The 24,423-nt window shown below is 67.6% G+C and carries 22 protein-coding genes; 10 read left to right on the top strand and 12 right to left on the bottom strand.

What is annotated here, in order from left to right:
• Positions 1-68: 68 nt before the first annotated feature.
• The 3 genes from AC1DRO_RS18760 to AC1DRO_RS18770 form a co-directional block, all read right to left on the bottom strand.
• Positions 69-194 (bottom strand): hypothetical protein, encoded by a 126-nt coding sequence (locus tag AC1DRO_RS18760; RefSeq protein ID WP_476951989.1) that lies wholly within the window; start codon positions 192-194, stop codon positions 69-71.
• Between the two features lie 138 nt (positions 195-332).
• The gene (locus AC1DRO_RS18765) at positions 333-626 is read right to left on the bottom strand and encodes a hypothetical protein (RefSeq protein ID WP_476951990.1); all 294 of its coding nucleotides are present in this window, start codon (positions 624-626) and stop codon (positions 333-335) included.
• 404 nt (positions 627-1,030) lie between these two features.
• On the bottom strand, positions 1,031-1,900 hold the full coding sequence (locus AC1DRO_RS18770; protein WP_476951991.1) for an Fpg/Nei family DNA glycosylase: 870 nt from the start codon (positions 1,898-1,900) through the stop codon (positions 1,031-1,033).
• Between the two features lie 195 nt (positions 1,901-2,095).
• Between AC1DRO_RS18770 and gcvH the strand changes: the two genes are divergently transcribed.
• From gcvH to AC1DRO_RS18795, 5 genes are all read left to right on the top strand, one after another.
• Positions 2,096-2,482 (top strand): glycine cleavage system protein GcvH, encoded by a 387-nt coding sequence (gene gcvH, locus AC1DRO_RS18775; RefSeq protein WP_079553886.1) that lies wholly within the window; start codon positions 2,096-2,098, stop codon positions 2,480-2,482.
• A 160-nt stretch (positions 2,483-2,642) separates the two neighbouring features.
• Complete coding sequence (locus tag AC1DRO_RS18780; RefSeq protein ID WP_028275906.1) at positions 2,643-3,119, top strand: FHA domain-containing protein; 477 nt, start codon at positions 2,643-2,645, stop codon at positions 3,117-3,119.
• A 17-nt stretch (positions 3,120-3,136) separates the two neighbouring features.
• Positions 3,137-3,859: a transcriptional regulator FtsR gene (gene ftsR / locus AC1DRO_RS18785; RefSeq protein WP_028275905.1), complete on the top strand. Its 723-nt coding sequence runs from the start codon at positions 3,137-3,139 to the stop codon at positions 3,857-3,859.
• Positions 3,859-4,362 (top strand): bifunctional nuclease family protein, encoded by a 504-nt coding sequence (locus AC1DRO_RS18790; protein ID WP_028275904.1) that lies wholly within the window; start codon positions 3,859-3,861, stop codon positions 4,360-4,362. The genes ftsR and AC1DRO_RS18790 overlap by 1 nt, the downstream gene beginning before the upstream one ends.
• A 350-nt stretch (positions 4,363-4,712) precedes the next feature.
• A complete protein-coding gene (locus AC1DRO_RS18795; protein ID WP_028275903.1) occupies positions 4,713-5,309 on the top strand; it encodes a MerR family transcriptional regulator in 597 nt (198 codons plus the stop codon).
• A gap of 118 nt (positions 5,310-5,427) precedes the next feature.
• Here the strand turns inward: AC1DRO_RS18795 and AC1DRO_RS18800 are convergent, their stop codons facing one another.
• The gene (locus tag AC1DRO_RS18800) at positions 5,428-6,309 is read right to left on the bottom strand and encodes a ParA family protein (RefSeq protein ID WP_476951992.1); all 882 of its coding nucleotides are present in this window, start codon (positions 6,307-6,309) and stop codon (positions 5,428-5,430) included.
• 317 nt (positions 6,310-6,626) lie between these two features.
• Between AC1DRO_RS18800 and AC1DRO_RS18805 the strand changes: the two genes are divergently transcribed.
• Positions 6,627-10,022 carry a pyruvate carboxylase gene (locus AC1DRO_RS18805; protein ID WP_028275901.1) on the top strand — a complete coding sequence of 1,132 codons (3,396 nt, stop codon included), beginning with the start codon at positions 6,627-6,629 and terminating at the stop codon, positions 10,020-10,022.
• Positions 10,023-10,167: 145 nt separating this feature from the next.
• Here AC1DRO_RS18805 and AC1DRO_RS18810 read toward each other — a convergent pair whose 3' ends face one another.
• Positions 10,168-11,991: an AMP-dependent synthetase/ligase gene (locus AC1DRO_RS18810; RefSeq protein ID WP_243179542.1), complete on the bottom strand. Its 1,824-nt coding sequence runs from the start codon at positions 11,989-11,991 to the stop codon at positions 10,168-10,170.
• Positions 11,992-12,214: 223 nt separating this feature from the next.
• Between AC1DRO_RS18810 and AC1DRO_RS18815 the strand changes: the two genes are divergently transcribed.
• The gene (locus AC1DRO_RS18815) at positions 12,215-13,309 is read left to right on the top strand and encodes an ROK family glucokinase (RefSeq protein WP_476951993.1); all 1,095 of its coding nucleotides are present in this window, start codon (positions 12,215-12,217) and stop codon (positions 13,307-13,309) included.
• A gap of 58 nt (positions 13,310-13,367) precedes the next feature.
• Here AC1DRO_RS18815 and AC1DRO_RS18820 read toward each other — a convergent pair whose 3' ends face one another.
• From AC1DRO_RS18820 to AC1DRO_RS18830, 3 genes are read right to left on the bottom strand one after another with little or no spacing between them, the layout of a single operon-like run.
• Positions 13,368-14,075, bottom strand: coding sequence for a hypothetical protein (locus AC1DRO_RS18820; RefSeq protein WP_476951994.1), 708 nt, complete (start codon positions 14,073-14,075; stop codon positions 13,368-13,370).
• Entirely contained in the window at positions 14,068-14,871 is an 804-nt protein-coding gene (locus tag AC1DRO_RS18825; protein ID WP_476857719.1) for an alpha/beta hydrolase, read from the bottom strand. Before AC1DRO_RS18825 ends, AC1DRO_RS18820 begins: the two co-directional genes overlap by 8 nt.
• Positions 14,868-15,668: an alpha/beta hydrolase gene (locus tag AC1DRO_RS18830; protein ID WP_476951995.1), complete on the bottom strand. Its 801-nt coding sequence runs from the start codon at positions 15,666-15,668 to the stop codon at positions 14,868-14,870. The genes AC1DRO_RS18825 and AC1DRO_RS18830 overlap by 4 nt, the downstream gene beginning before the upstream one ends.
• A 111-nt stretch (positions 15,669-15,779) precedes the next feature.
• Here AC1DRO_RS18830 and AC1DRO_RS18835 point away from each other — a divergent pair, with 111 nt between their 5' ends.
• Positions 15,780-16,622 carry a lysophospholipid acyltransferase family protein gene (locus AC1DRO_RS18835; RefSeq protein ID WP_476951996.1) on the top strand — a complete coding sequence of 281 codons (843 nt, stop codon included), beginning with the start codon at positions 15,780-15,782 and terminating at the stop codon, positions 16,620-16,622.
• A gap of 84 nt (positions 16,623-16,706) precedes the next feature.
• Positions 16,707-18,101 carry a class II 3-deoxy-7-phosphoheptulonate synthase gene (locus tag AC1DRO_RS18840; protein ID WP_223916664.1) on the top strand — a complete coding sequence of 465 codons (1,395 nt, stop codon included), beginning with the start codon at positions 16,707-16,709 and terminating at the stop codon, positions 18,099-18,101.
• A gap of 146 nt (positions 18,102-18,247) precedes the next feature.
• On the opposite strand, the gene AC1DRO_RS18845 is transcribed toward AC1DRO_RS18840, so the two are convergent.
• Together AC1DRO_RS18845 and AC1DRO_RS18850 are read right to left on the bottom strand one after the other, a co-directional pair.
• Positions 18,248-20,404 carry a Stk1 family PASTA domain-containing Ser/Thr kinase gene (locus AC1DRO_RS18845; protein ID WP_476951997.1) on the bottom strand — a complete coding sequence of 719 codons (2,157 nt, stop codon included), beginning with the start codon at positions 20,402-20,404 and terminating at the stop codon, positions 18,248-18,250.
• A gap of 121 nt (positions 20,405-20,525) precedes the next feature.
• Positions 20,526-21,917 carry a lytic transglycosylase gene (locus AC1DRO_RS18850; protein WP_476951998.1) on the bottom strand — a complete coding sequence of 464 codons (1,392 nt, stop codon included), beginning with the start codon at positions 21,915-21,917 and terminating at the stop codon, positions 20,526-20,528.
• Positions 21,918-22,225: 308 nt separating this feature from the next.
• Between AC1DRO_RS18850 and AC1DRO_RS18855 the strand changes: the two genes are divergently transcribed.
• Positions 22,226-22,579, top strand: a complete 354-nt coding sequence (locus AC1DRO_RS18855; protein ID WP_026266238.1) for an Rv2175c family DNA-binding protein — start codon at positions 22,226-22,228, stop codon at positions 22,577-22,579.
• 135 nt (positions 22,580-22,714) lie between these two features.
• Here AC1DRO_RS18855 and AC1DRO_RS18860 read toward each other — a convergent pair whose 3' ends face one another.
• The gene (locus AC1DRO_RS18860; RefSeq protein ID WP_079553917.1) at positions 22,715-23,809 is read right to left on the bottom strand and encodes a polyprenyl synthetase family protein; all 1,095 of its coding nucleotides are present in this window, start codon (positions 23,807-23,809) and stop codon (positions 22,715-22,717) included.
• A complete protein-coding gene (locus AC1DRO_RS18865) occupies positions 23,806-24,333 on the bottom strand; it encodes a hypothetical protein (protein WP_476951999.1) in 528 nt (175 codons plus the stop codon). The genes AC1DRO_RS18860 and AC1DRO_RS18865 overlap by 4 nt, the downstream gene beginning before the upstream one ends.
• Positions 24,334-24,423 lie beyond the last annotated feature (90 nt).

A 24,423-nucleotide genomic window follows, 5' to 3' on the forward strand; every position in this document is an offset into this window, starting at 1 on the left:
GCCTATGTTCCGGTCGCCTCCGACCTGTACGCGACCTTCACGGTCCAGGTGACCGCGTCCCGGACCGGTCACGCCCCTGACTCGAGGACGTCCCTTCCGACGGCGGCGGTCATCAAGGGAGCGCTGGTCAGGTCCACGCCCACGATCACCGGCACCCCCAGGGTCGGGTCGACCCTGACCGTGAACCCCGGCATGTGGGGCCCGTCCCCGTTGGTCCTGAAGTACGCGTGGTCCGGTGCCGGTCGGGCCTACGGATCCAGCTATGTTGTGACGGGGTCGGACGCTGGCAAGACGCTGACTGTCAGGGTCACCGGGATCAGGCTTGGTTACTCCTACGTTGTCCGGAGATCGGCCCCCACAGCGGTGGTGCAACCTGGCACCTTTAGTGCGGCGCCGGTCGCCACGGCCACCGTGTCTCCGAGCCCGTCGGCGCCTGCGACGGCTACGGCCACCGTGTCTCCGAGCCCGTCGGCGCCTGCGACGGCTACGGCCACCGTGTCTCCGAGCCCGTCGGCGCCTGCGACGGCTACGGCCACCGTGTCTCCGACCCCGTCGGCGCCTGCAACGGCTACGGCCGCCGTGTCTCCGACCCCGTCGGCGCCTGCAACGGCTACAGCGACGGCCACCAAGGGAAACCTCGAATCGCAGGCCTCGGTCCAAGCCCCGATGACCGGCGTTCAGTTCGACTTGACCCCCGGGGCGGCCGGGCCTTATCCCGCCGTCAAGTCCCGGGTCGAGGTGGCGATGCCGGTGGATGCACCGATGACTCCCGACGCCGGGCCGACCGCTGCACCGTCGACAGCCGCTGTTCCGGCCACCATGGCGGCTCCCGGACCGAGCGCAGCGCCATCCCAACCGGTCGCTACGCCAGAATCGCAGGCTTCGACCGCGGGATCCATGGGCCCGCTGCCGTTCGTCCTCACAATCGGCGGAGCCTTGTTGGCCGGCGCCCTGGTCTGGGTTGCCCGCCCGATCCGTTCCGCAGTTGTCCGGAGGCGGGGAACCCGGGCCGACGGCTGACTCGCGCCCGCTATTTCAGGAAGCGGGACGTCCGGCGGTCGGCCAGAATCTTTCCTTTGGTCTGGCACGTCGGGCAGTACTGCAGGGCGGAATCGGCAAAGGAAACCTCCCGGACCGTGTCCCCGCATACCGGGCACGGTTCGCCGGTCCGGCCATGGACCCGCATGTGGCTCCGCTTGGTGTCCTTGAGCTCGTTGGGCGGCTTGCCCTTGGCCTCCGCCACCGCCGTTCCCAGAATGGTGTGGATGGCGTCGTAGAGGCGCTGCACGTCCGTCCGGTCCAGCGACTTGGCGATCGCGAACGGCGAAGTCCTCGCGGCGTGCAGGATCTCGTCACTGTACGCATTCCCAATCCCGGCGATGATGCCCTGGCTCCTGAGGACGCCCTTGATCTGCTGGGAACTGGAGCCGAGAATCCCGGCCAGTGCATCGACGTCGAAGTCCGGACTGAACGGATCCGGTCCGAGCGCCGCGATGCCGGGCACGTCGTGCGGATCCCGGACCACATAGACCGCCAGGCTCTTTTTCGTGCCCGCCTCGGTCAGGTCCATGCCCACCGGGCCGGAATCGCCCGAGAACGTCAGCCGCAGCGCGATATGGCCCTTGCCCATTTTCAGCTGGGCGTCGGTAGGGGAGTCCGTGAAGCGGACCCAGCCGGCCCGGGCGAGGTGGAAGACAAAATGCAGCCCGTCCGCTTCCACGCTGACAAACTTGCCGAACCTTTTCACGCCGCTGACGGCCTTGCCCTGGAGATCGGAGTAGGGAGGGTCTGCCGTCTTGAGCACGGCGAAGGAGACCGGCTGGATTTTCCGCACCATTGCTCCGCGCAGGTGCTCGTCCAGAAAGTCCGTCAGGGCCGCAACTTCAGGGAGCTCAGGCATGGCCTAACCCTGGCGTGTCCGGACGGTCCCGGCGCCCCGGTTGTTCACATTCCCGCCCTTCAGCGGAGCAAGTTCTGCCATGGCACCATCTTCGCAGATCCCTCCCCGGCCCCTGCCCGATATGCCTATACTTTCAGCGGCGGCTAGAACAAACGACTGCCGCCGCCAGGTGATTGACCCGATGAAAGGCCCGTCATGAGCATCATTCCCGAAGACCTGTCCTACACCGCAGAACACGAATGGGTTTCGGCCCCCAACGCCGACGGGGTTGTGCGCGTCGGCATCACTGATTTTGCCCAGGACGCCCTCGGGGATGTCGTCTACGCCCAGATGCCCGAGGTCGGGACCACCATCAAGGCCAACGACGTCGTCGGAGAGGTCGAATCCACCAAGAGCGTCAGCGACATTTACGCCCCGGTGACGGGCGAGGTGGTCGCCAGGAACGAGTCGCTGGACACCGATTCCGCCCTTATCAACTCCGATCCGTACGGTGAAGGCTGGCTGATCGAAATCAAGCTCGCAGAAGCCGACGCGGTCGAGTCCTTGCTCAGTGCATCCGAGTATGAACAGCAGGTAGGCTAAAGACAGAGGTCATTCGGGCCGGGGCCGCCGGCGAGTGTTGTTGGGATAACAAAACAAAGCCGCGCCCCGCCGAAGGGCCTCATTACCGGGACTGCACGGCTTTTCCGGACGGCATGCGTTGTTTGCAGGGGGGACACCTGCAACGAATGAGGAGGACTCAATGTTTGGGCACGAACGGAACGACACCGGTGACGGTTACGGCACGGGTGGAGTGAAGGCTTCGGAGACCACGTCGATCAACCTCACTCCGGTGCGCGACGAACCCAATTTCACGCCGAAGCTTTCGACTGAGGAACGGGCAGCGGTTGAGGCCCTTCCCTTCGGATCGGCCCTGCTCGTGGCGCACAGCGGCCCCAACGCCGGTGCACGGTTCCTGCTGGACTCCGACGTCACCACGGCGGGCCGCCACCCGGACGCCGACATCTTCCTCGACGACGTCACTGTCTCGCGCAGGCACGTTGAATTCCGCCGCACCGCGCGCAGCTTTGAGGTTGTGGACACCGGGAGCCTGAACGGCACCTACGTCAACCACGACCGCGTGGACTCGGTGGAACTGAAGTCCGGCAACGAGGTCCAGATCGGCAAATTCCGCCTCACCTTCTACCTCAGCCCTGCCCGCGCAGCAGGCAACGTCTGATTCCGGGGTAGTTGCCTGTGGCCACGGCACATGCGGATCGGCGCGGACCCCAGGTTCTGAACATCGGGGAAGTCCTGGCTCAACTGAGCGACGACTTCCCCAGCATGACTGCGTCAAAAATCCGGTTCCTTGAAGAAAAGGGACTCATCAACCCGCAGCGGACACCTGCCGGCTACCGTCAGTACTCCGAGAACGACGTCGAACGGCTGCGCTTCGTCCTCTCACTCCAGCGTGACCAGTACCTGCCGCTGAAGGTCATCAAGGACTACCTTGATGCGATCGACCGGGGCGAACGGCCGGAGAACCTGCCGGCAGGCGTCACGTTGTCCCCGCGGATTGTCTCCGAGGAGCTCGCCTCCGAGCTGCACAGCCGGGCACGCAGGCTCAGCGAGGAGCAGCTGCGCGCGGAATCCGGGGCGAGCGTCCCGTTGCTGGAATCGCTCCTGAGCTACGGCCTGATCGGGCACGTCAACGGCAAATTCGACGAACACGCGCTGCAGGTCGCGCGGGCCTGCGTCCAGCTGGAGAGCCATGGCCTGGAACCCCGCCACCTGCGGCCCTTCCAGGCCGCTGCCGACCGCGAATTCGGGCTCGTGGAGCGTGCTGTGGCCACCCTGACCTCCCGCAAGGACGCAGCCTCCCACGCCCGCGCCGCCGAGGCGGCCCGGGAAATCAGCGACCTCTGCCTGTCCTTGCACCAGGCGCTGGTCCACGACCGCATCTCAAGGATGGACATCTGATGATTGAGGTGGAGATTGTCGGCGTGCGGATCGAGTTGCCGTCCAACCAGCCGCTTGTCCTGCTCAAGGAAATCCATGGTGAGCGCCACGTGCCCATCTGGATCGGGACCCCGGAGGCCAGCGCCATCGCCCTGGCCCAGCAGGGGGTCATCCCGCCCCGGCCGATGACCCACGACCTCCTGGTGGACGTTGTCGAGGCCCTGGGCCACACCATCGTCAGCGTCAACATCGTGGCGGTGGAGGACAACATCTTCTACGGGCAGCTGCAGTTCGAGAACGGCACCACCGTGAGCTCCCGGGCCTCCGATGGGTTGGCCGTTGCCCTGCGCGCCAAGTGCCGGATCTGGTGCGCCGACGCCGTCATGGACGAGGCCGGCGTCCGGATCACCGAACACGACGAGGGCGAGGACACGCACCCCGGACCCGCCGTGGACGAGGAAGGCGAACTGCGGCGCTTCCGCGAGTTCCTCGACGACGTCGAACCCGAAGACTTCGGCGGCTGAGCCGGCCGAGGCAACCGGCGCCAGGGAACCTGCCCGATTGCGGGCGTGCCTGTGACTGCTGGTGTTTCTGATACGTGCGTGACAGCTGTGGCGGCACCAAACGTTAAAGCCGAGGATGAAACTTTCGACACGCCCTTGGAATAGCCCCAACGTCTTTGACCTTGGGCCTTGGCAGGCCTAACGTCGGAGGTACAAGTTCCCATTGCATACGGTAGCCGCGCAAGTCACACTGGAAGGTGCAGCCCGGCTGAATTACACGGATGAAGTATTCATCCGGTGTCATGCAGCTGTTCACATCTATTGCTGCCGATGCAACAATCCCATGGGAACCCACGACAAGGAGGGTCCACGTGAGTCCGAAAGGCGAAGCAGGCGAGCTGAAGCAGGCCTCAACGGCCGGCGTTGCTGTGCCCGCCAGCGGTGCCCAAGGCCTGCTGTTCACCGAGGATCTCCCCGTTCTGGACGAGGACGCGGGCTACCGCGGACCCACCGCCTGCAAGGCGGCCGGCATTACCTACCGCCAACTCGATTATTGGGCGCGCACCGGACTCGTTGAGCCCGCCGTCCGCGGCGCGGCCGGCTCCGGCTCGCAGCGGCTCTACGGCTTCCGCGACATTCTGGTTCTCAAGGTGGTCAAACGGCTCCTGGACACGGGCGTCTCCCTGCAACAGATCCGCACCGCCGTGGAACACCTGCGGGAGCGCGGCGTCGAGGACCTCGCCCAAATCACGCTCATGAGCGACGGCGCCAGTGTCTACGAGTGCACGTCGGCAGATGAAGTCATCGATCTCGTCCAGGGCGGCCAGGGGGTGTTCGGCATCGCCGTCGGCCGCGTATGGCGCGAAGTTGAGGGAAGCCTCGCAGCCCTTCCCAGCGAACACGCCGCGGACCAGTCCTTTCCCGACGACGAGCTGAGCAAACGCCGAGCGGCCCGCAAGATCGGCTAGCTCCCACAGCTGCAGGCATGACTGCGTACTGACACGACTGAGCACAGAAACGACTGAGGCCGCCTCCCGGACAGGGAAGGCGGCCTCATTTTGTTGGGCTGTGTACGGCAGTCCGGGGCTACCGAAGGCTGCGGTCGCGGACAGCGCCGGCCGGGGCCACGCTGCCCTGGTTCAACAGGTTCTGCAGCAGGGCATCGAAGAGCCCGGCCGCATTCTTGGCCGAGTCGCCGGGCCAGTGGTGGATGGAGTGGGCCGCGCCTTGGATCTGTTGCCAGTTGGCCTGCTCCGGGATATGCGGGCTCAACAGCAGCTGGCCGAACATGGATTCCATCTCCGAGAGCCGGAACGTGTGCTCGGCCGAACTGCTGCGCACCCTGTTGGCCACGATGCCGGCGGGGGACAGCTTGGGGGCGAATTCCTGCCGGAACAGCTGGATGGCGCGCATGGTGCGTTCTGTGCCGGCCACCGAGAAAAGCCCGGGCTCGGCCACCAGGGTCACCTTGTCGCTTGCGGACCACGCCATCCGGGTCAGGCCGTTCAGTGACGGGGGGCAGTCGACCAGGACGAGTGCGTAGTTCGTGGCGCCGGCCAGGACCGTGGAAAGCCGGCGAAGGTCGCGGCGGCCCAGGTCGGGGCGGTCGTAGATGCCGGTATAGGCGGAGCCGACGGCCACGTCCAGGACGGAGGTTGCCGCGCCGGACTGAATCCTGCCTTTCGCACTGCCGTTGGCGTTGCCGCGGCCGTTGATCCGGGCGTGTTCCACCCAGCCGCTGGGGACCACGTTGTCCGCCAGATGTGCCCGCCGCGGCGACCTCAGCATCCTGCCGATATCGAGCTGATCGTCCGGACTCACGCCCAGGGCCGTGCTGGCGTCAGCATGCGGATCAAGGTCGACGACGAGGGTGGGGATGCCGGCGGCCAATGCCGCCGACGCCAGTCCGGTGGTCACGGATGTCTTCCCGACACCGCCTTTGAGGCTGCTGATGCTCACTACTTGCACTTGAAAAACCAATACCTAACGCCGGTTGCCGAGACGGGGTCGTGCCGGCTCCTGCGTTCTTCGGAGCCGGGGCGTGCATGCGCCACCCACCCACTCATCATATGTTGATGCTCCGGCGAAACCCGTTTCATCCGGCGTGGGGCGCCAGAACCTCGCCAATCGGACGGACGGGGAAAGCTCTAAGGCCAAGGCCCTGCCCATCGCGGCGTCCGTGACGGATAATGCTGTGACAGTCGCCACAATGATTTGTGTTTGCCCGCACAGGTCCTAGACACTGTGAGCACTTACCGATACGCCCGCGATGAAGCAGGAGAAGTATGTTTTCTAAGATTCTGGTGGCCAACCGCGGCGAAATCGCGATTCGCGCCTTCCGCGCGAGCTACGAGCTGGGTGCCAAGACTGTCGCTGTGTTTCCCCATGAGGACCGCAACTCCATTCACCGCCAGAAGGCCGATGAGGCGTATCTGATCGGCGAGGAGGGGCACCCGGTCCGGGCCTACCTGGACGTTGATGAGGTGGTGCGCGTCGCCAAGGAGTCCGGGGCGGACGCCATTTACCCCGGTTACGGTTTCCTCTCCGAGAACCCGCGCCTGGCGCGGGCCGCGAAGGAGGCCGGCATCACCTTCGTCGGGCCGCCGGCCGAGGTTCTGGAACTCGCCGGTAATAAGGTTGCCGCCCTCGAGGCCGCGCGCAAGGCCGGCGTCCCGGTCCTCAAGTCCAGCCAGCCGTCGAAGGACCTGGACGAACTGATCGCCGCCGCGGATGAAATCGGCTTCCCCATTTTTGCGAAGGCTGTCGCCGGCGGCGGCGGGCGCGGCATGCGCCGCGTGGACACCCGCGAGGCGCTTCCGGAGGCTCTGCAGGCCGCCATGCGCGAAGCCGACGCCGCGTTCGGCGACCCCACCATGTTCCTGGAGCAGGCCGTCCTGCGCCCGCGCCACATCGAGGTCCAGATCCTGGCCGACGCGGAGGGCAACGTGATGCACCTCTTCGAGCGTGACTGTTCCATCCAGCGCCGCCACCAGAAGGTCATCGAGATCGCCCCCGCCCCGAATCTCGACGAAGGCATCCGGCAGGCGCTGTACCGCGACGCCGTGAAGTTCGCGAAGGCGCTGAACTACGTCAACGCCGGTACCGTCGAATTCCTTGTCGACACGGTGGGTGAGCGGGCCGGCCAGCACGTGTTCATCGAAATGAACCCCCGGATCCAGGTCGAGCACACGGTGACCGAGGAAGTCACCGACGTCGACCTCGTCCAGGCGCAGCTGCGCATCGCCGCCGGTGAGAGCCTCGCGGACCTGGGCCTGTCCCAGGAGAGCGTCCAGCTCAAGGGTGCCGCCCTGCAGTGCCGCATCACCACGGAGGACCCGGCCAACGGCTTCCGGCCCGACGTCGGCAAGATCACCGGCTACCGCTCGGCCGGCGGTGCCGGCGTCCGGCTCGACGGCGGCACCGTCTACTCGGGCGCGGAGATCAGCCCGCACTTCGACTCCATGCTGGTCAAGCTGACCTGCCGCGGACGCAACTACCCGGCCGCCGTCGCCCGGGCACGCCGCGCCCTCGCCGAGTTCCGCATCCGCGGCGTGTCCACCAACATCTCCTTCCTGCAGGCTGTCCTGGACGATCCCGACTTCGTCGCCGGGGATGTGGCCACCTCGTTCATTGACGAACGGCCCCAGCTGCTGAAGGCACGGGTTTCGGCCGACCGCGGCACCAAGTTGCTGACCTGGCTTGCCGACGTCACGGTCAACAAGCCCAACGGCGAACTCAAGGTCCACACGGACCCGGCGGACAAGCTACCGGCCCTGGATGACGCCGCGGCCCGGCCGGGGTCCCGCCAGCGTCTCCAGGAACTCGGCCCCGAAGGGTTTGCCCGTGCCCTGCGCGCGCAGGACGCCGTGGCCGTCACAGACACCACGTTCCGCGACGCGCACCAGTCCCTGCTCGCCACCCGGGTGCGCACCCGGGACCTCGTGGCGGCCGGTCCCGCAGAATCCAAGCTGCTCCCCGAGCTGCTCTCGGTCGAGGCCTGGGGCGGGGCGACCTACGACGTCGCCCTGCGCTTCCTCGGCGAAGATCCCTGGGACCGGCTTGCCGCCCTGCGCAAGGCCATGCCGAACCTGTGCCTGCAGATGCTGCTCCGCGGCCGCAACACCGTCGGCTACACGCCCTACCCGGAAGAGGTCACGGTGGCGTTCGTCAACGAGGCCGCCGCCACGGGCATCGACATTTTCCGGATCTTCGACGCCCTCAACGACGTCAACCAGATGGCTCCGGCCATCCGGGCCGTCCGCGAGACTGGTACCGCCGTCGCCGAGGTTGCCCTCTGCTACACCGCGGACATGCTGGACCCGGAGGAAACGCTCTACACCCTGGATTACTACCTGGAACTGGCGCAGAAAATCGTCGACGCCGGGGCGCACATCCTGGCGATCAAGGACATGGCCGGACTGCTTCGTCCGGCTGCCGCGGCGCGCCTGGTCTCGGCGCTGCGGGAGCGGTTCGACCTCCCCGTCCACCTGCACACCCACGACACCGCCGGCGGCCAGCTGGCCACGCTCCTCGCGGCCGTGGATGCCGGCGTGGACGCCGTAGACGTGGCCTCTGCCTCCCTGGCCGGAACCACCAGCCAGCCCTCGGCCTCGGCCCTCGTCGCCGCACTGGCCCACACGCCGCGCGACACCGGCCTTAGCCTGGCGAACGTCTGCGCCCTCGAGCCTTACTGGGAGGCCGTCCGCCGGGTCTACGCGCCGTTCGAGTCCGGACTGCCGGGGCCTACAGGCCGGGTATACCAGCACGAAATTCCGGGCGGCCAGCTCTCCAACCTGCGCCAGCAGGCGATGGCGCTGGGCCTGGGCGAGCGTTTCGAGGCGATCGAGGACATGTACACCGCGGCGGACCGGATCCTCGGCCGCCTGGTCAAGGTGACCCCGTCGTCCAAGGTGGTGGGCGACCTCGCCCTGCACCTGGTGGGCCTCAACGCCGACCCGGAAGACTTCAACGAGAACCCGCAAAAGTACGACGTCCCGGATTCCGTGATCGGCTTCCTCTCCGGCGAGCTCGGTGACCCGCCCGGCGGCTGGCCCGAGCCCTTCCGGACCAAGGCGCTGCAGGGGCGCACCGTCAAGGTCCGCGACGTCGAGATCAGCGCCGAGGACAGCGCCGCGCTCAACGGCGATTCCAAGACCCGGCGGGGCACGCTCAACCGCCTGCTCTTCGCCGGTCCCACCAAGGACTACCAGAAGAGCGTGGAGTCCTACGGCAACCTTTCGGTGCTGGACACGCGGGACTACCTCTTCGGGCTGCAGCGCGGCGCGGAGCACGAGATCGAGCTCGAGAAGGGCGTCCGGCTGATCGCCTCGCTCGAGGCCGTCTCCGAGCCGGACGAGAAGGGCATGCGCACGGTAATGTGCACGCTCAACGGCCAGTCCCGGCCGGTGGTGGTCCGCGACCGTTCAGTGGTGAGCAACGTCAAGGCCGCCGAACGCGCCGACACGTCCCAGCCGGGCCAGGTCGCCTCGCCGTTCGCCGGTGCCGTCACGCTCACCGTCAAGGCCGGGGACACCGTCAAGGCCGGCGACACGGTGGCCACGATCGAGGCCATGAAGATGGAGGCGTCCATCACGACGCCGGTGGCCGGCACCGTCGCGCGGCTCGCCGTCGCCGGGATCGAACAGGTCCAGGGCGGGGATCTGCTGCTGGTCGTCGAATAGCGGCAGCGCGGCAACCCGCACCCCATTAACACTGAAGGGTCCTTCCGGCTTCCGCCGGAAGGACCCTTGTGTTTCTGCCGAGCACTGCCTCCCGCGTTGCTCTGGTGCGGGGGTTGCTCTGGTGCGGGGCGGTCGCGGTTGCAGCCTAGGCGAGAGTGGGTCGCTTGGCGCTGTACATTTCCTCGATCACGTTCTCGAAGTCCTTGAGCACCTGGGCCCGCTTGACCTTCATGGAGGGGGTCAGATGTCCGGAGGCCTCGGTGAAGTCGGCCGGCACGATCCGGAAGGACTTGATCGCCTCGGCCTGGGACACAGACTGGTTGGCGTGGTTGATGAGCTCCTGGACCGCGGCCTTGACGGCGGGGTTGACGGCAGCCTCGGCGAGAGGGGTCGAGGCCGGGAGCCCGTGGCGGCCCAGCCAGCCGGGGAGGGCTTCCTCGTCCAGGGTCACAAGGGCGCCGATGAACGGGCGGTTGTCGCCCACCACGAGCACCTGCGAGACGAGCGCGTCCGCCCGGATCTGGTCTTCCAGCAGGGCAGGGACCACGTTCTTTCCGCCGGCCGTGACGATGATTTCCTTCTTGCGCCCGGTGATGGTCAGGAATCCAGCCTCGTCCAGCTGGCCGATGTCTCCCGTGCGGAACCAGCCGTCGTCGTCGAAGGTCGCGGCGGACAGGTCATCGCGCTTGTAGTAGCCGCGCATGACGCACACGCCCTTGGCGAGGATCTCGCCGTCGTCCGCGATCCTGACGGAGTTGCCCGGAATCGGGGCGCCGACGGTGCCGATCTTGATCAGGTCGGGGGTGTTGACCGTGACCGGGGCCGTGGTTTCAGTCAGCCCGTACCCTTCCAGGATCTGCATGCCGATGCCCTGGAAGAAGTGGCCCAGCCGTTCACCGAGCGGGCCGCCGCCGGAAACGGCATGGGAGACGTTCCCGCCCATTGCGGCCCGGAGCTTGCTGTACACGAGCTTGTCGAACACGGCGTGCTTGAGCTTCAGTACGAGCCCGACCTTGCCGGCCTGCCGGGCCCGGGAGAATTCGATGGCGGTGTCCGCGGCGCGGTGGAAGATGGCGCCCTTGCCGCCGTCCTCGGCCTTGGTCAGGGCCGAGTTGTAGACCTTCTCGAAAACGCGCGGGACGGCGAGGATAAAGGTCGGTTTGTAGCTCTGCAGATCCGGCAGCAGGTTCTTGATATCCGGGGTGTGCGCCACCGTGACGCCGGCCGCGACTGCCAGCACAGAGATGAAGCGTGCGAAGACGTGGGCCATGGGCAGGAACATGATGGTCCGCGCCTGCTCGTGGACGATCGTGCCCAGCGACGTGACCAGCGCGTTCTCGGACAGTTCCACGAAGTTGCCGTGCGTCAGCTCGCAGCCCTTGGGCCGGCCGGTGGTGCCCGAGGTGTAGATGATCGTGGCGACATCGTTCAGGGACGCCTGGCTGCGGCGTGCTTCGAGCTCGGCATCGCTGACGCCGGCTCCGGCCGCACGGACCTCGTCCAGGCTGTCGCCCTCGAGTTGCCAGACATGCCCCAGGGCGGTGAGGCCCTCGGAGGTGGCCGCCTGCCGGATGATGTCCTCGTGGTGCGCCGATTCGCCAAATGCGGCCACGGCGCCGGAGTCGCCAAGGTTCCAGGCCACTTGGGAGGGGGAGGAGGTTTCATAGATCGGGACCGAGACGGCGCCGGCGAACCAGATGGCGAAGTCGATCAGGGCCCATTCATACCGGGTGCGGGACATGATGCCCACCCGGTCGCCGGCGGCCACACCGCTGGCCATGAGGCCCTTGGCGAGGGCCGAGACGTCGGCCAGGAATTCGGTGGCGCGGACGTCCTGCCACTGGCCGGCTGCGTCGAGCCGCGAGAACAGCGCAGGGTTGGAGGCCTTGGCCGCCTGGCGCACCACTAGATCGGTGACATTGGTGTCCGGATCGACATTCACCAGGGGCGGGACAATGATTTCTCGCACGACAGCTCCTTTGGTATCCATAGGCCCGCAAGGGGTACCGCTAAGCCTAGTATGCGGCCCCCCGAAGGTGTGTTCTGCGACACCTACTGGCCAGTAACTTTACGGTCGGGACCGCCGTTCCGCCAGTCGGGGATGCTGCGGGCACGTGGGCGGCGCTCTGCTGCCGCGTCATGCGGCCGGGCCTTCGCTGCCGTTGCGGCCCCGGCGAATAGAATGGGGCACCATGCAGACACCATCACCCGGCCGGCAGTCCGGCCTGCGCCGTCGGACCGCCGCCTGGCGAAGCAGGACCCTGGCCGGCGCCGCGGCCGCCACTGCCGGGCACGACCTCCGCTCACACCTGCGGCTGGGCCGCAAGGGCCTGGCGATCGGCGTCGACATCGGGGGAACCAAGGTTGCTGCCGGCGTGGTGGACGCCGAGGGCAGGATCCTCAGCCAGGCCAAACGCTCCACCCCGGGCAACGACCCGCGCGCCGTGGAACAGGTCATTGTCGAACTGGTCGGAGAGCTGGGCGCCGGACACCGGATCTGGTCGGTCGGAATCGGCGCCGCCGGCTGGATGGACCTCGACGGCGGCACTGTCCTCTTCAGCCCGCACCTGGCCTGGCGCAATGAACCGCTGCGCGAGAACCTGCAGCGGCTGCTGCGCCGCCCCGTCCTGCTGACCAACGACGCCGACGCCGCCGCCTGGGCGGAATGGCGCTTCGGCGCCGGGCAGGGACAGGACCGTCTGGTCTGCATCACCCTGGGAACGGGAATCGGCGGGGCCATGGTCATGGACGGACGGCTCGAACGCGGCCGCTTCGGTGTGGCGGGGGAGTTCGGCCACCAGATCATCATGCCGGGCGGACACCGCTGCGAGTGCGGCAACCGCGGCTGCTGGGAACAATACGCCTCGGGCAATGCGCTCGGCCGCGAGGCCAGGGAACTGGCCGCCGCGAATTCCCCGGTTGCCCAGGAACTGCTCAAGGCCGTGGACGGCGACGTGGGACGCATTACGGGCGTGATCGTGACGGAGCTGGCCAAGGCCGGGGACCAGACCTCCCGCGAACTCCTCGAAGACGTCGGGGAATGGCTGGGCCTTGGCCTGGCGAACCTCGCAGCGGCACTGGACCCAGGCAAGTTCGTGATCGGCGGCGGACTGTGCGACGCCGGCGAGCTGCTCGTCGCGCCGGCCCGGAAGGCCTTCGCGCGGAACCTCACCGGCCGCGGCTTCCGCCCCGCGGCGGAGATCGAACTGGCGGCCCTGGGACCCAACGCCGGGCTGATCGGCGCCGCAGACCTCTCCCGGGTCAGCAGCCGCATGCACACCCAGTAGCGTGCCTTCCTACGCCCTGAACCAACCAGTGCGCGGGTTGGCGTCCTGACTGGGTGGATTAGATGCGAGCCCCGTCGTCGTGCTCGTCCTTCTCGCCCGGCAGCTTCATGATCAGGAACACCACGGAGGCCGCGAACGCGGCCACCATGCCCACGATCGCCAGCGTCGGGGCCGACCGCCAGAACATCGCCGAGAACACGAGCGCAATCGGGCCACCCACCGCGCCAATCCAGGCAAGGACGGTCATCGGATCTGCACCGGCCAGGCTGGGCGGCTCCTCCGGGACGAACACGCCATCGTCGTCGTCGGCCTCGTAGTCCCGGGGGCCGGATGCGGTGTCCGGTGCCTCACTGCTGCCCGCGGCCGGGTTCCCCGGGGCGGAGGCGAGCCGCTCCCTGGCGGAAAGTTCGATCGGCGCGACGCCGGCGAGGCCCAGCGGGTCGAAATCGCTGAACGACCTGTTCGCACCGGTGCCGGCGCCGGATCCAGCGCCGGTGCCGGCGGCGCTGTCCGTTCCGCCGGCCGGGCCGTCAGTTCCCCCGACTGCCTCGTCCCCGGCTGCCCCGACCCCTTCCAGCCTGGCGACGAGATCCAGCCACACGGCGTCGTCATCGGCAAGCGGTGCGTCCGCGGCGGCCGGGTCCTGCGCCTCAGGGGGCGGGGTAGTGCCCGGACGCTGGAGGCCGGATGCGTCAGCGCCAGGCGACCGGGCGTCGTCGGGGTCAGGGGTCTCGGGGTCCGGGACGCCGGGGTCCGGTTTAGTCATTGGCCGTGTCCTTCCGGCTGGCGCGGGCGGCGCCCGGACCGGCGGCGGCTGCAACGGACCGGACAAATTCGGCCGTGCCACGGAAGATCTCGGGCGCGTCGTTGTCCATGGTAGCGACGTGGTAGCTGTTTTCCAGCCGGACCACCTCGAGCGGGGCGTTGGTCAACCCGCGGCGCAGGGCCTCCATGCTGGACTCGGACACCACATGGTCCACTGTGGAACGGTAGACCCGGACCGGAGCCGTGACGCGGGGCAGCAGCCGCACGGTGTCCTTGAACATCTTGTTGAGCTCGTGCGCGGCGGCCACCGGAGTGCGCGGGTAGGCGCACTCATCCATGCCCGGTTTGAGAATGTCATTGGCGATCGCCGGGGTGCTCTTGAGAACAAACTTCAAGACGCCCGCCAGCGGGGCGCGGGGATCATCGATAACCAGGCCGGGGTTGACCACCACCACCCCCGCCACGGGGCGGGTGGCCGCGATCCGCAACGCGAGGGCGCCGCCCATGGACAGCCCCGCCACGACCACGACGTCGCATTCTTCCGCAAGCTCCAGGTAGGCCGCGTCCAAGGCAGCATGCCAGTCCTGCCACCGGGTCTTGGCCAGCTCCTGCCAGCTCGTTCCGTGCCCCGGCAGCAGGGGCAGCCGGACGGCGAACCCGGCACCGGCCAGGGACAACGCCCAGTCCCGCACACCGTGCGGGCTACCGGTGAAGCCGTGCGAGACCACGACGCCGGTCCGGGGGATGGTTCCCGTGAACGGGCTGCTGAACGGCGAGTGGTCCGGGAGGATGCTCATGGGGTCTCCGAGGGGGCGCGGGGCGGCGAAATGGCGTGGGCGTGCTGCAGGAAAAAACGCACTGATTCTTCAAAGAGTAGCGGCGCATCGGCGTCCAGGGTGGCAACGTGCCCGCTGTGCGGAAGGGGAACCACCGTGAGTTCCCGGGACCCGAGCCGCCTGCGCAGCAGCGCCAGGGACGACGGCGGGACCACGGCGTCGGTGTCCGACTTGAACACCAGGGCCGGGGCGGAGACGGACGGCAGGTCCCGGAGGGTCGCGGCGAACAGCCGGCGCAACTGGTGGACGGCGGCCAGCGGCGTCAGGGAGTAGTCACCGTCGTCAGTGGTGGCCGCCGTGGAATTCTCCTCCTGGATGGGCGTGGTCGTGCGCTGGAAGTACTTGAGCAGTCCCACGATCCGGACCCTGCGGTCATAGAAGCTCAGGCCGGGGTTGACGGCGGCCACGCCGGCCACGCTGTGGCGGGCCGCGGTACGCAGGGCGATCGTGCCGCCCATGGACAGTCCCGCGACATAGCAGTCATCAGTCCGGGCGGCCAGGTCCAGGTACGCCGTTTCAAAGCTCCTGTACCAGTCCTGCCAGCCCTGCCGGGCGAGGTCCCGCCAGTGGGTGCCGTGCCCGGGCAGAAGCGGTACCGATACGGCGAAGCCCTGGGCGGCGAGGTGGCGGGCCCACGGCAGGACGCTGAGCGGGCTGCCTGTGAAGCCGTGGCAGATGGCCACACCGGTCCGGGCGTTCGGGCCGTGGCCGGGGTAGCTGAAAGCGGCGGGCGCAGGGGAAGTGCTGCTTTCAGTCATGAGCCCATCGTGTCACCCTTAGCGCCAAAACTCACTAGAGTAAGGTGTCCATTGAAGCCTGGCCGGACCGGTTCGGGCCGCAGGCCAGACGCCTTCCGGAGAGGTCACCGAGTGTTTTATTGGTTCATGAAGACGTTTGTCCTGGGGCCGGTGCTCAGGCTGCTGTTCCGGCCCTGGGTCAAGGGCCTTGACAACGCCCCTGCCGAGGGCGCCGCGATCCTTGCCTCGAACCACCTCTCCTTCTCGGATTCCATCTTCATGCCGGTCATGGTGCCGCGGCCGGTCGCGTTCCTGGCGAAATCCGAATACTTCACCGGCACCGGGATCAAGGGCAGGCTGACCGCAGCCTTCTTCCGGCTCACCAACCAGCTCCCCATGGACCGGTCCGGGGGCGCCGCGTCCGCGCAGTCGCTGAACGCCGGCATGGACGTGCTCAAGAAGGGTTCCCTCCTGGGCATCTACCCCGAGGGGACCCGCAGCCCCGACGGGCGCCTCTACCGCGGCAAGGTGGGGGTTGCGCGCCTTGCGCTGCAGGCCCGTGTTCCGGTCATCCCGGTGGCAATGATCGGAACGGACAAAGTCCAGCCGATCGGCAAGCGCGTGCCCAACATCCGCCGCATCGGCATGATCTTTGGCGAACCGCTCGACTTCAGCCGCTACTACGGCATGGAGGATGACCGGCTGATCCAGCGTTCAGTGACCGACGAGATCATGTACGAACTCATGCGCCTCTCCGGCCAGGAATACGTGGATGAGTACGCCGCCGTCGTAAAGCTCCGCCTGGCGGGCAAAGCGCAGGACGCGGCCCCGGACAAAACCCTTGCCGGCCCTGACGCGGTGCAGGATGCGGCCGCCGGCAATACCCCGAACGAAGCCCCAAACACGGCCCCACCGGAAACCCCGAATGAAACCGCTGCCGGGGACGCGGGGCCGGAGGTTCCCGGCCCCGCATGAGCGGGCCACGGGCGCCATATGACGGCAGCCGGGCTGTCAATGACAGGCAGGGCCCCCGAACCTTGATGGGACTACTATCCTTAGATAGTGACCGAGCTATCTGAGAAACCAGTTTCCCCGCTGACCAGCACCGCCCAGAGCGGAGCCGCCAACTATCCCGGACTGGACAACTGGCGGGAGCTCCCGGCCTCGCAGCAGCCCACCTGGTCGGACCCGGCTGTGTTCGAGGCGTCCGTCAAGGAACTTTCCGTCCTCCCGCCCCTTGTGTTCGCCGGCGAAGTGGACATTCTTCGCGAGCGGCTCGCCGCCGCCGCGCAGGGCAAGGCGTTCCTGCTCCAGGGCGGCGACTGCGCCGAGACCTTCGAAGCCGCGACGGCGGACAAGATCAGCGCCCGCGTCCGGACCATCCTGCAGATGGCCGTTGTCCTGACCTACGGCGCGGCCATGCCCGTCATCAAGATGGGCCGCATGGCTGGCCAGTTCGCCAAGCCCCGCTCCTCCAACGATGAAACGCGCGACGGCGTCACCCTGCCGGCCTACCGGGGCGACATCGTCAACGGCTACGATTTCACGCCCGAGTCCCGCGCCCACGACGCCGGCCGGATGCTCAAGGCCTACCACACCTCCGCTTCGACGCTGAACCTGATCCGCGCCTTCACCCAGGGCGGTTTCGCGGACCTGCGCCTGGTGCACCAGTGGAACAAGGGCTTCACCGAGAACCCGGCCCACGCCCGCTACGAGTCCCTGGCCCGGGACATCGACCGCGCCATCAAGTTCATGGCCTCCTGCGGTGCCGATTTCGAGGCCCTGAAGCGGGTGGAATTCTACGCGAGCCACGAGGCCCTGCTGCTGGACTACGAGCGCGCCCTGACCCGCATCGACTCGCGCACGGGGCTGCCCTACGACACCTCCGCGCACTTCCTCTGGATCGGGGAGCGGACCCGCGAGCTGGACCACGCACACGTCGACTTCCTCTCCCGCGTCCGCAACCCGATCGGCGTCAAGCTCGGCCCGTCGACCAGCGGCGACGACGCCCTGCGCCTGATCGACAAGCTGGATCCGAACCGGGAGCCCGGCCGGCTCACCTTCATCACCCGCATGGGTGCGGGCAACATCCGCGAGAAGCTGCCGGCGATCGTCGAGCGCGTCACCGCCTCCGGAGCCCAGGTCCTTTGGGTCACCGACCCCATGCACGGGAACACGGTCACCTCGCCCAACGGCTACAAGACCCGCAATTTCGACGACGTCATTGACGAAGTGCGCGGATTCTTCGAAGTCCACCACGCGCTCGGCACCGTTCCCGGCGGCCTGCACGTGGAGATGACGGGTGACGACGTCGCCGAGTGCCTCGGCGGAGCCGACCCGATCGACCAGGAAGCCTTCCTGGACCGCTACGAGTCCGTCTGCGATCCGCGCCTGAACCACATGCAGTCGCTCGAGATGGCGTTCCTGGTGGCCGGAGCGCTCTCCAAGCGCTGACGCACTGATGGACAGAACGCGTCCGGCAGAACGCATTCCGGCAGAACGTTTCCCACAGAACGCATTCTGACAAAAAGCTCCGCCCGGCTACAGCAGCCGGGCGGAGCTTTCTTGTGCGAGCAGCAGGGGCCGGAGCGGGGTGCCAGTCAGACGACGGTGAGCGTGACGGTCGAGCCTTCCGGGGCCTTCGTGTCCACCGGATTCTGGTCCCGGACCGTGCCGAAGAAACCGCCGAGGATGTTATCGACCTGGACCTTGAAGCCGAGTTTCTCAAGGGCTTCCTGGGCCTCCGAGGCCTGCTTGCCGATGAAGCTGGGCACCTCGACGAGCTTCGGGCCCTTCGAGATGGTCAAGGTGACGGTGCCGCCCTTGGTCAGGTTGCCGGAGGCCGGGTCCTGCGCCAGCACCGCGCCCTCGGGGACATTCCTGTCGTTCACTGCTTCCGGGGCCACCACGGCCTTCAGGCCTGCATCCTCAAGGGACTTAACGGCGGCGTCCTGCCCCTGCCCGCGGACATCCGGGACCGGGATGGGCTGCGGGCCCTTCGAGACGGTCAGGCCCACTGGCGTCCCGTGCCTGACCGGGTTGCCGCTGCGCGGAGCCTGGGCAAGGACGGTTCCGGCAGGTGCCTTCTCGTCGAAGGTCTCGGTAATCGGGCCCAAAGCCATCTGGGCGCCGTTGAGCGTGGTCTTGGCCTCCTCCAGGCTCTTGCCGGCCAGTTCCGGCAGCGGGAACAGCTCCGGGCCCTTGGACACGGCCAGCGACACCGGCTGGAACTTGCGGATGACCTCGCCGGCGGTCGGCTCCGAGCCGACCACGAGCCCGGGCGAGACGTCGTCGTCGAAGACATCCTTCACGGTGGATTGGAAGCCGGCGGTGCGGAGCAGGTCCTGGGCCTCGGCAACGGTCTTGTTCGCCACCGGGGGAATCGTTCCCGGCGACCCCGGACCCATGCCGAAGAACCAGCCGGCGACGGCGGCGAGCAGCGCCGCGACGACGAGCAGGACGATCCACAGCAAGCCGCGGCGCCGGGGGTTGCCCTCGTGCAGGGTCCTGGTGGGCGTGGCGGCCGCGCGCTGGCGCGCCTTCTCCTCGTCCCGGTCCAGCTTGCGCTGGGCGCGTTTGCTGGGGGCAACCGCGCTCTCCGCCGGGCCGTCATACCCGGCGCCTTCGTAGGCCGCCTCGTCCGGGGTGGACAACGGTCCGTAGGCCGGACGCCGCGGGGCACCGGACATCACGGTGGTCGGGTTGCCGCTGGTGCGGGAAATCATCTCGGTGGGCCGGGCGAGGCTGCCGTATACCTCAGTCTGCAATTCCGTGGGCCTTTCGGCGGGCGGCAGCACGTGGGCCGTTGCCTGCGCGTCCGACGCCGGACCGGTACCGCCCGGAGGCCGGGTTGGCGGTGCTGCCACGGCCGGCAGGGTGCTGCGGGCCGCCGGCGGCTGGAGGTCGAGTTCGGCGTCGCTGAGGTTGGTCCTGATGTGCCGCAGTTCCGACAACAGGGCGCTGCCGTCGACGGGGCGCTTGTCCGGGTCCCGGTCCGTGCACCACTGGACGAGTTCGTCGATCTCCGCGGCCAGCCCGGGCACCTCCAGCGAAGGCGCTGCGACGGTGGAATTGACGTGCTGGTAGGCGACCTGGATGGGCACGTCGCCTTCGAACGGCTGCCGGCCCGTGATCATTTCGTAGAGCATGATCCCGACCGAATAGATGTCGCTGCGGGCATCTGCCTGTTTGCCCAGGACAAGTTCGGGGGAGATGTAGGCGACAGTCCCGATCAGGGCGCCCGTGCTCGTCGACGTCGAGATAGCGCGTGCCAGGCCGAAGTCGCCAAGCTTGATCCGCCCGTCGTCGGCGATCAGGACATTTTCGGGCTTGATGTCCCGGTGGATCATTCCGGCGGCGTGCGCGGCGCCGAGGCCTTCGACGACCGGATCGATCAGCGCCAGGGCCAGCCGCGGCGACAGGGCGCCCTTGTCATTGAGGACATCCCGCAGCGTGTGGCCCTTGATGAATTCCATCACCAGATATGCGAGCCGGCCGTCTTCGCCCTGGTCCAGGACGCCCACGACGTGCGGGTGGGAGAGCCGGGCGGCAGCCTTGGCTTCGCGGCCCAGCCGGTCAAGGAACTGCGGGTCGTCGGCCAGATGGGGATGGAGCACCTTCAGCGCGACATCACGCTCAAGGCGCTGGTCCGTGGCGAGGTACACGGTGGACATCCCGCCGCGGGCAAGCCTGGATTGAACCTGGTAGCGGTTGTCCACCAGGTTCCCTACGAGAGCATCCGACACGTATTCCTGCACCTTACAATCGTAGTCGCTGGACAGAAACGGGCCCGAATCAACATGCGATCCGGGCCCGTAGCGTCACGCTCCGCCGAAAGGGAGCCTGTGCTGGAGTCTGTAGTTGGCCGAACGGCCGGGTTTAGCCGAACAGCTGCCGGTTGGCCTTGATGGCGGCGACGTAGCCCTTGGTGTCCTCGAACATGCCGTTCTGGCTCACCGAGTACTGGCCCTGGTAGTAGCCGGCAATTGCGGTGTCCACATCCGGGCTCGTGCGGACCAACTGGCGGATGATCGCGATGCCTGCCGTGGCGTTGTCGTACGGATCGAGCAGGTTCAACTTGCGGCCCACCAGATCGGAAGCCCATTCGCCGGAGGACGGGATGACCTGCATGGTGCCGATCGCATTGGCCGGTGACACGGCACGCTGGTCGAAGCCGGATTCCTGGAAGGCAAAAGCCAGTGCAAGGCTGGCGTCCACGCCCATGCGCCGGGCCGTGTCCGCCACGATCGACTTCATCTGCTGGCGGGTGGGCACCGGAGAGGCATTGAGCAGCGCCTTGTTCTGGTTGGCCGAGCTGACCACCGCGGCCGGGTAGCTGAACCCGAGGAACGTGCTGGGCACGAGGGGCGTGGTGGTGGCAGGCGTGCTCGATGCCGGTGCGATGGTCGACGCGCCGGGGATGACGAGCTTCTGGCCGGGGTAGATGATGCTCGACATTGTCAGCCGGTTGGCCGACAGGACGTCCGAGAGCCTGACACCGTTGCGGGCCGCGATGCCCGAGAGGGTGTCGCCGGCCTTGATGGTGTAGGAGCCGGAACTGGCCGGCGCGGGCGCCGACGGCTTGGGTGCGGCGGCCGTCACCGGTGCGGAGGGGGCCGGCGCGCTGGAACCGCCGCCGACCTTGACCTTCTGGCCGGGATAGATCACGGAGCTCATCCCGAGCCCGTTCCACTTGAAGATCTCGGAAAGCCCAACGCCGTGGCGGGTGGCGATGGCGCTCAGGGTGTCGCCGGACTTAACGACGTACACGCTGCCGCCCGAGGCGGGCGTTGTCGGCGTCGACTTCGCCGGTGCGGACGGCTTGGGCGCTGCCGGCGCCGGCGACGAGCCCGTGAGCTTGATCTTCTGCCCCGGGTAGATGATGGTGTTCGCCTGCAGGTTGTTCAGCTTGAGCACGGCAAACGTGTCCAGGCCGTAGCGGCCGGCAATGGCACTGATGGTGTCGCCGCGGGCGATCGTGTAGACGGCCGGAGCAGCCGCCTGCGCGGGCCGCAAGGCGCTCGGCAGCGTCACCGGGACGGAGGCAGCCGGGATCACTGCCGCCTTCAGGGATGTCGCCGCGTCAGCCTTCGCCTGGGCACGCATGGCTGCCGCGAGCGTTGCCGGGACCGACCGCACCCGCGATTCGGCTGCGGCAGGCTGGGCGATCGCCAGGGAGGAAAGCACGACGGCGGGAAGCGCCGCCGTCGTCGCCGCGATAAGCGGCAGGCTGCGCCCCGGACGGAGCTGTGGCGAACGTGAGGTTGTCATTGGAAAGATCCTCTTCTCAGCGGCAACGCTGCGGTCAGGCCGGTAGAACTGGTGTTACCAGTGTGACAAAAGTTATTTCTGTTACAAATGTGATCTATGTGAATCTCTCATGAATTGGCAATTAGCACAAGAACCGTTTGACATTCCGCAAACCGGATTCCGGTGGAGTGTCGCCCGAAAGTCGTTCCAGTGGAGTCCCTCGGTGTTGCCGGGCGGCATTCCGGCTGGGCGGGACCGGCCATGGCCGCAGGGTGAATTCTGCGGATGCCGACTAGGCGGCGGGGCACCGGCCATGGCAATCTTTATGCGTGAGTAATGTAGAAAGCCTCGTGGGCGAATGGCTGCCCCTGCCCGATGTCGCACAGCTTCTGAACGTATCTATCACCAAGGTCCATGCATTGCTGGACGAGCGTGCGCTGGCGGCCGTGAGAATCGGCGACCGGCGCATCCGGTCCGTGCCTGCGGCTTTCATCCAGGACGGGCATGCGGTGGAGAGCCTGAAAGGCACCATCGTTGTTCTCTCAGACGCCGGATACTCGGATGAGGAACTGATCAACTGGCTCTTTACGCCGGACGATTCCCTCCGCGGCCGGCCCATTGACGCCCTGCGGGAAGGGCGCAAGACCGAAATTCGCCGCAGGGCACAATCACTGGCCTGGTAAAAGCACACCGGCAGCAACTGCGCCGGCAGCATCCCCCGGACGTGCCTGACGGGCCGTGCACTGCTCTTGCACCGTGCACGGCCCGCGGCGTTTCCAGGCACCCTATAAAAGGCGGTACTGCCGTGAGGGGCCGGGCTAAGCGGCGCGGCTGACCGTGGCTTCTGCCAGCCTCCGGAGCGCGGTTTTGGGCAGCTCCTGAAGCGGCAGCAGGTCCAGGGCGGCGAAGGCGGCCTTGCCGAACTCCTCGATGAGCACTTCCGTGGCCTGGAGTGCACCGCAGTCCACGATGATCCGCCGGATCTCCTCGATGTCCGCATCGCCGAGATCGGGGCTGCCCAGCTTGGCGTCGATGAACTCTGATTCAGCCGCCGAGGCCTGGTCCAGGGCGAAGGCCACCAGGACCGTGCGCTTGCCCTCACGGAGATCGTCCCCGGCAGGTTTGCCGGTGGTGACGGGGTCACCGAAGACGCCAAGGACATCGTCCCGCAGTTGGAACGCCTCGCCGAGCGGCAGCGCGAAGGCGGAATAGCCGCGCAGCAGCTCGTCGCCGGCGCCGGCCAGGGCGCCGCCGAGGGCGAGCGGGTGCTCGGTGGAATATTTGGCCGACTTGAACCGGATGATGGACTGGGCCCGGCTGACTGCCCCGGCGCGGTCCCGCCGGGGCCCGGCGACCTCTTCCAGGATGTCGAGGTACTGCCCGGCCATGACTTCTGCGCGCATGAGGTTGAAGATCAGCCGTGCCGGGCTGCCGGAGGCTGCCCGGTGTCCGATCTCCGTGAACGATTCCTCGCTGAAGGACAGGCACAGATCCCCGGTCAGGATCGCTGCCGCGTGGCCGAACCGCTCGCTGTCCAGCGCCCAGCCCTGGGCCTCATGCAGTTCAATGAACCTGCGGTGGACGCTGGGTCCGCCCCGGCGGGTGTCCGAGCGGTCAATGATGTCATCGTGGATCAGGGCCGCGGCCTGAAACAGCTCCAGGGCCGAGCCGGCCGTGACCACCTCGGCCGCGCCGGCTTCTCCGCCCGCGCCGCGCCACCCCCAGTAGCACATGAGCGCCCGCAGGCGCTTTCCGCCCGTGACCAGGTTTGAGATCGAGCCCATGAGCGGATCGATGTCCTGGGAGATCGAGGCCATAACTGCCTGGCGGCTGGTCAGGAACTCGGTGAGCTTGCCGGCGACGGCGGCCACGTAATCCGCCTGCTCGAGCCGCAGCTGTTCGGCGAGACTCACTTGACGGACTCGGCAGCGACGTTCGCACCGATCGTGAACGTGGACACCCCAGTTGTCTGCATGACGGAGATGTTCACGGTTTCGTTGTCCCCGCGCAGGAAGTCCTTGGACGGCAGGGCACCGACGGTTTCCCCGGGTACGGGCTTGAAGCCCTGCGCCTGCAGCCCCTTGGCGTAGAAAGCCAGGACATCGGCGGCGGGGGCGGTGATGCTGCCGACCAGTGCCGCGGTTGCCGGCACCGTGGTTTTGTCGAAGCTGCTGGAGACCACCTGTGCCCCGGGCATCAGCGGCAGGAGTTTCTGCGGGAAGCCGGGCACGAGGGCGCCGACTGTGGCTGACGTGCCGGGCGCCGCGGAAGGGCTGGGGGGAGCCGTGGTGGAGGACTGCGCAGAGGCGTCCGGGGTCGACGCCGGCGACGCCGCCGGGCTCCCGGTGCCGGCAGGCGTGCATGCGGCCAAGGCCAATAGCGCGCCAGCCGCCGCGATGGCGGCTGCGGCACGTTTGCGCTGTCCAAATACCTTCACAGGGACTTTCCTCCTGGGGTTGAAGCGGAATCAGCCTCCAGTTTAGTCAGTCCCCGGGCATAGGATTGAAGACGTGGGGCCGGACGCAGA

This window comes from Arthrobacter sp. P4_F11 (assembly GCF_056401395.1).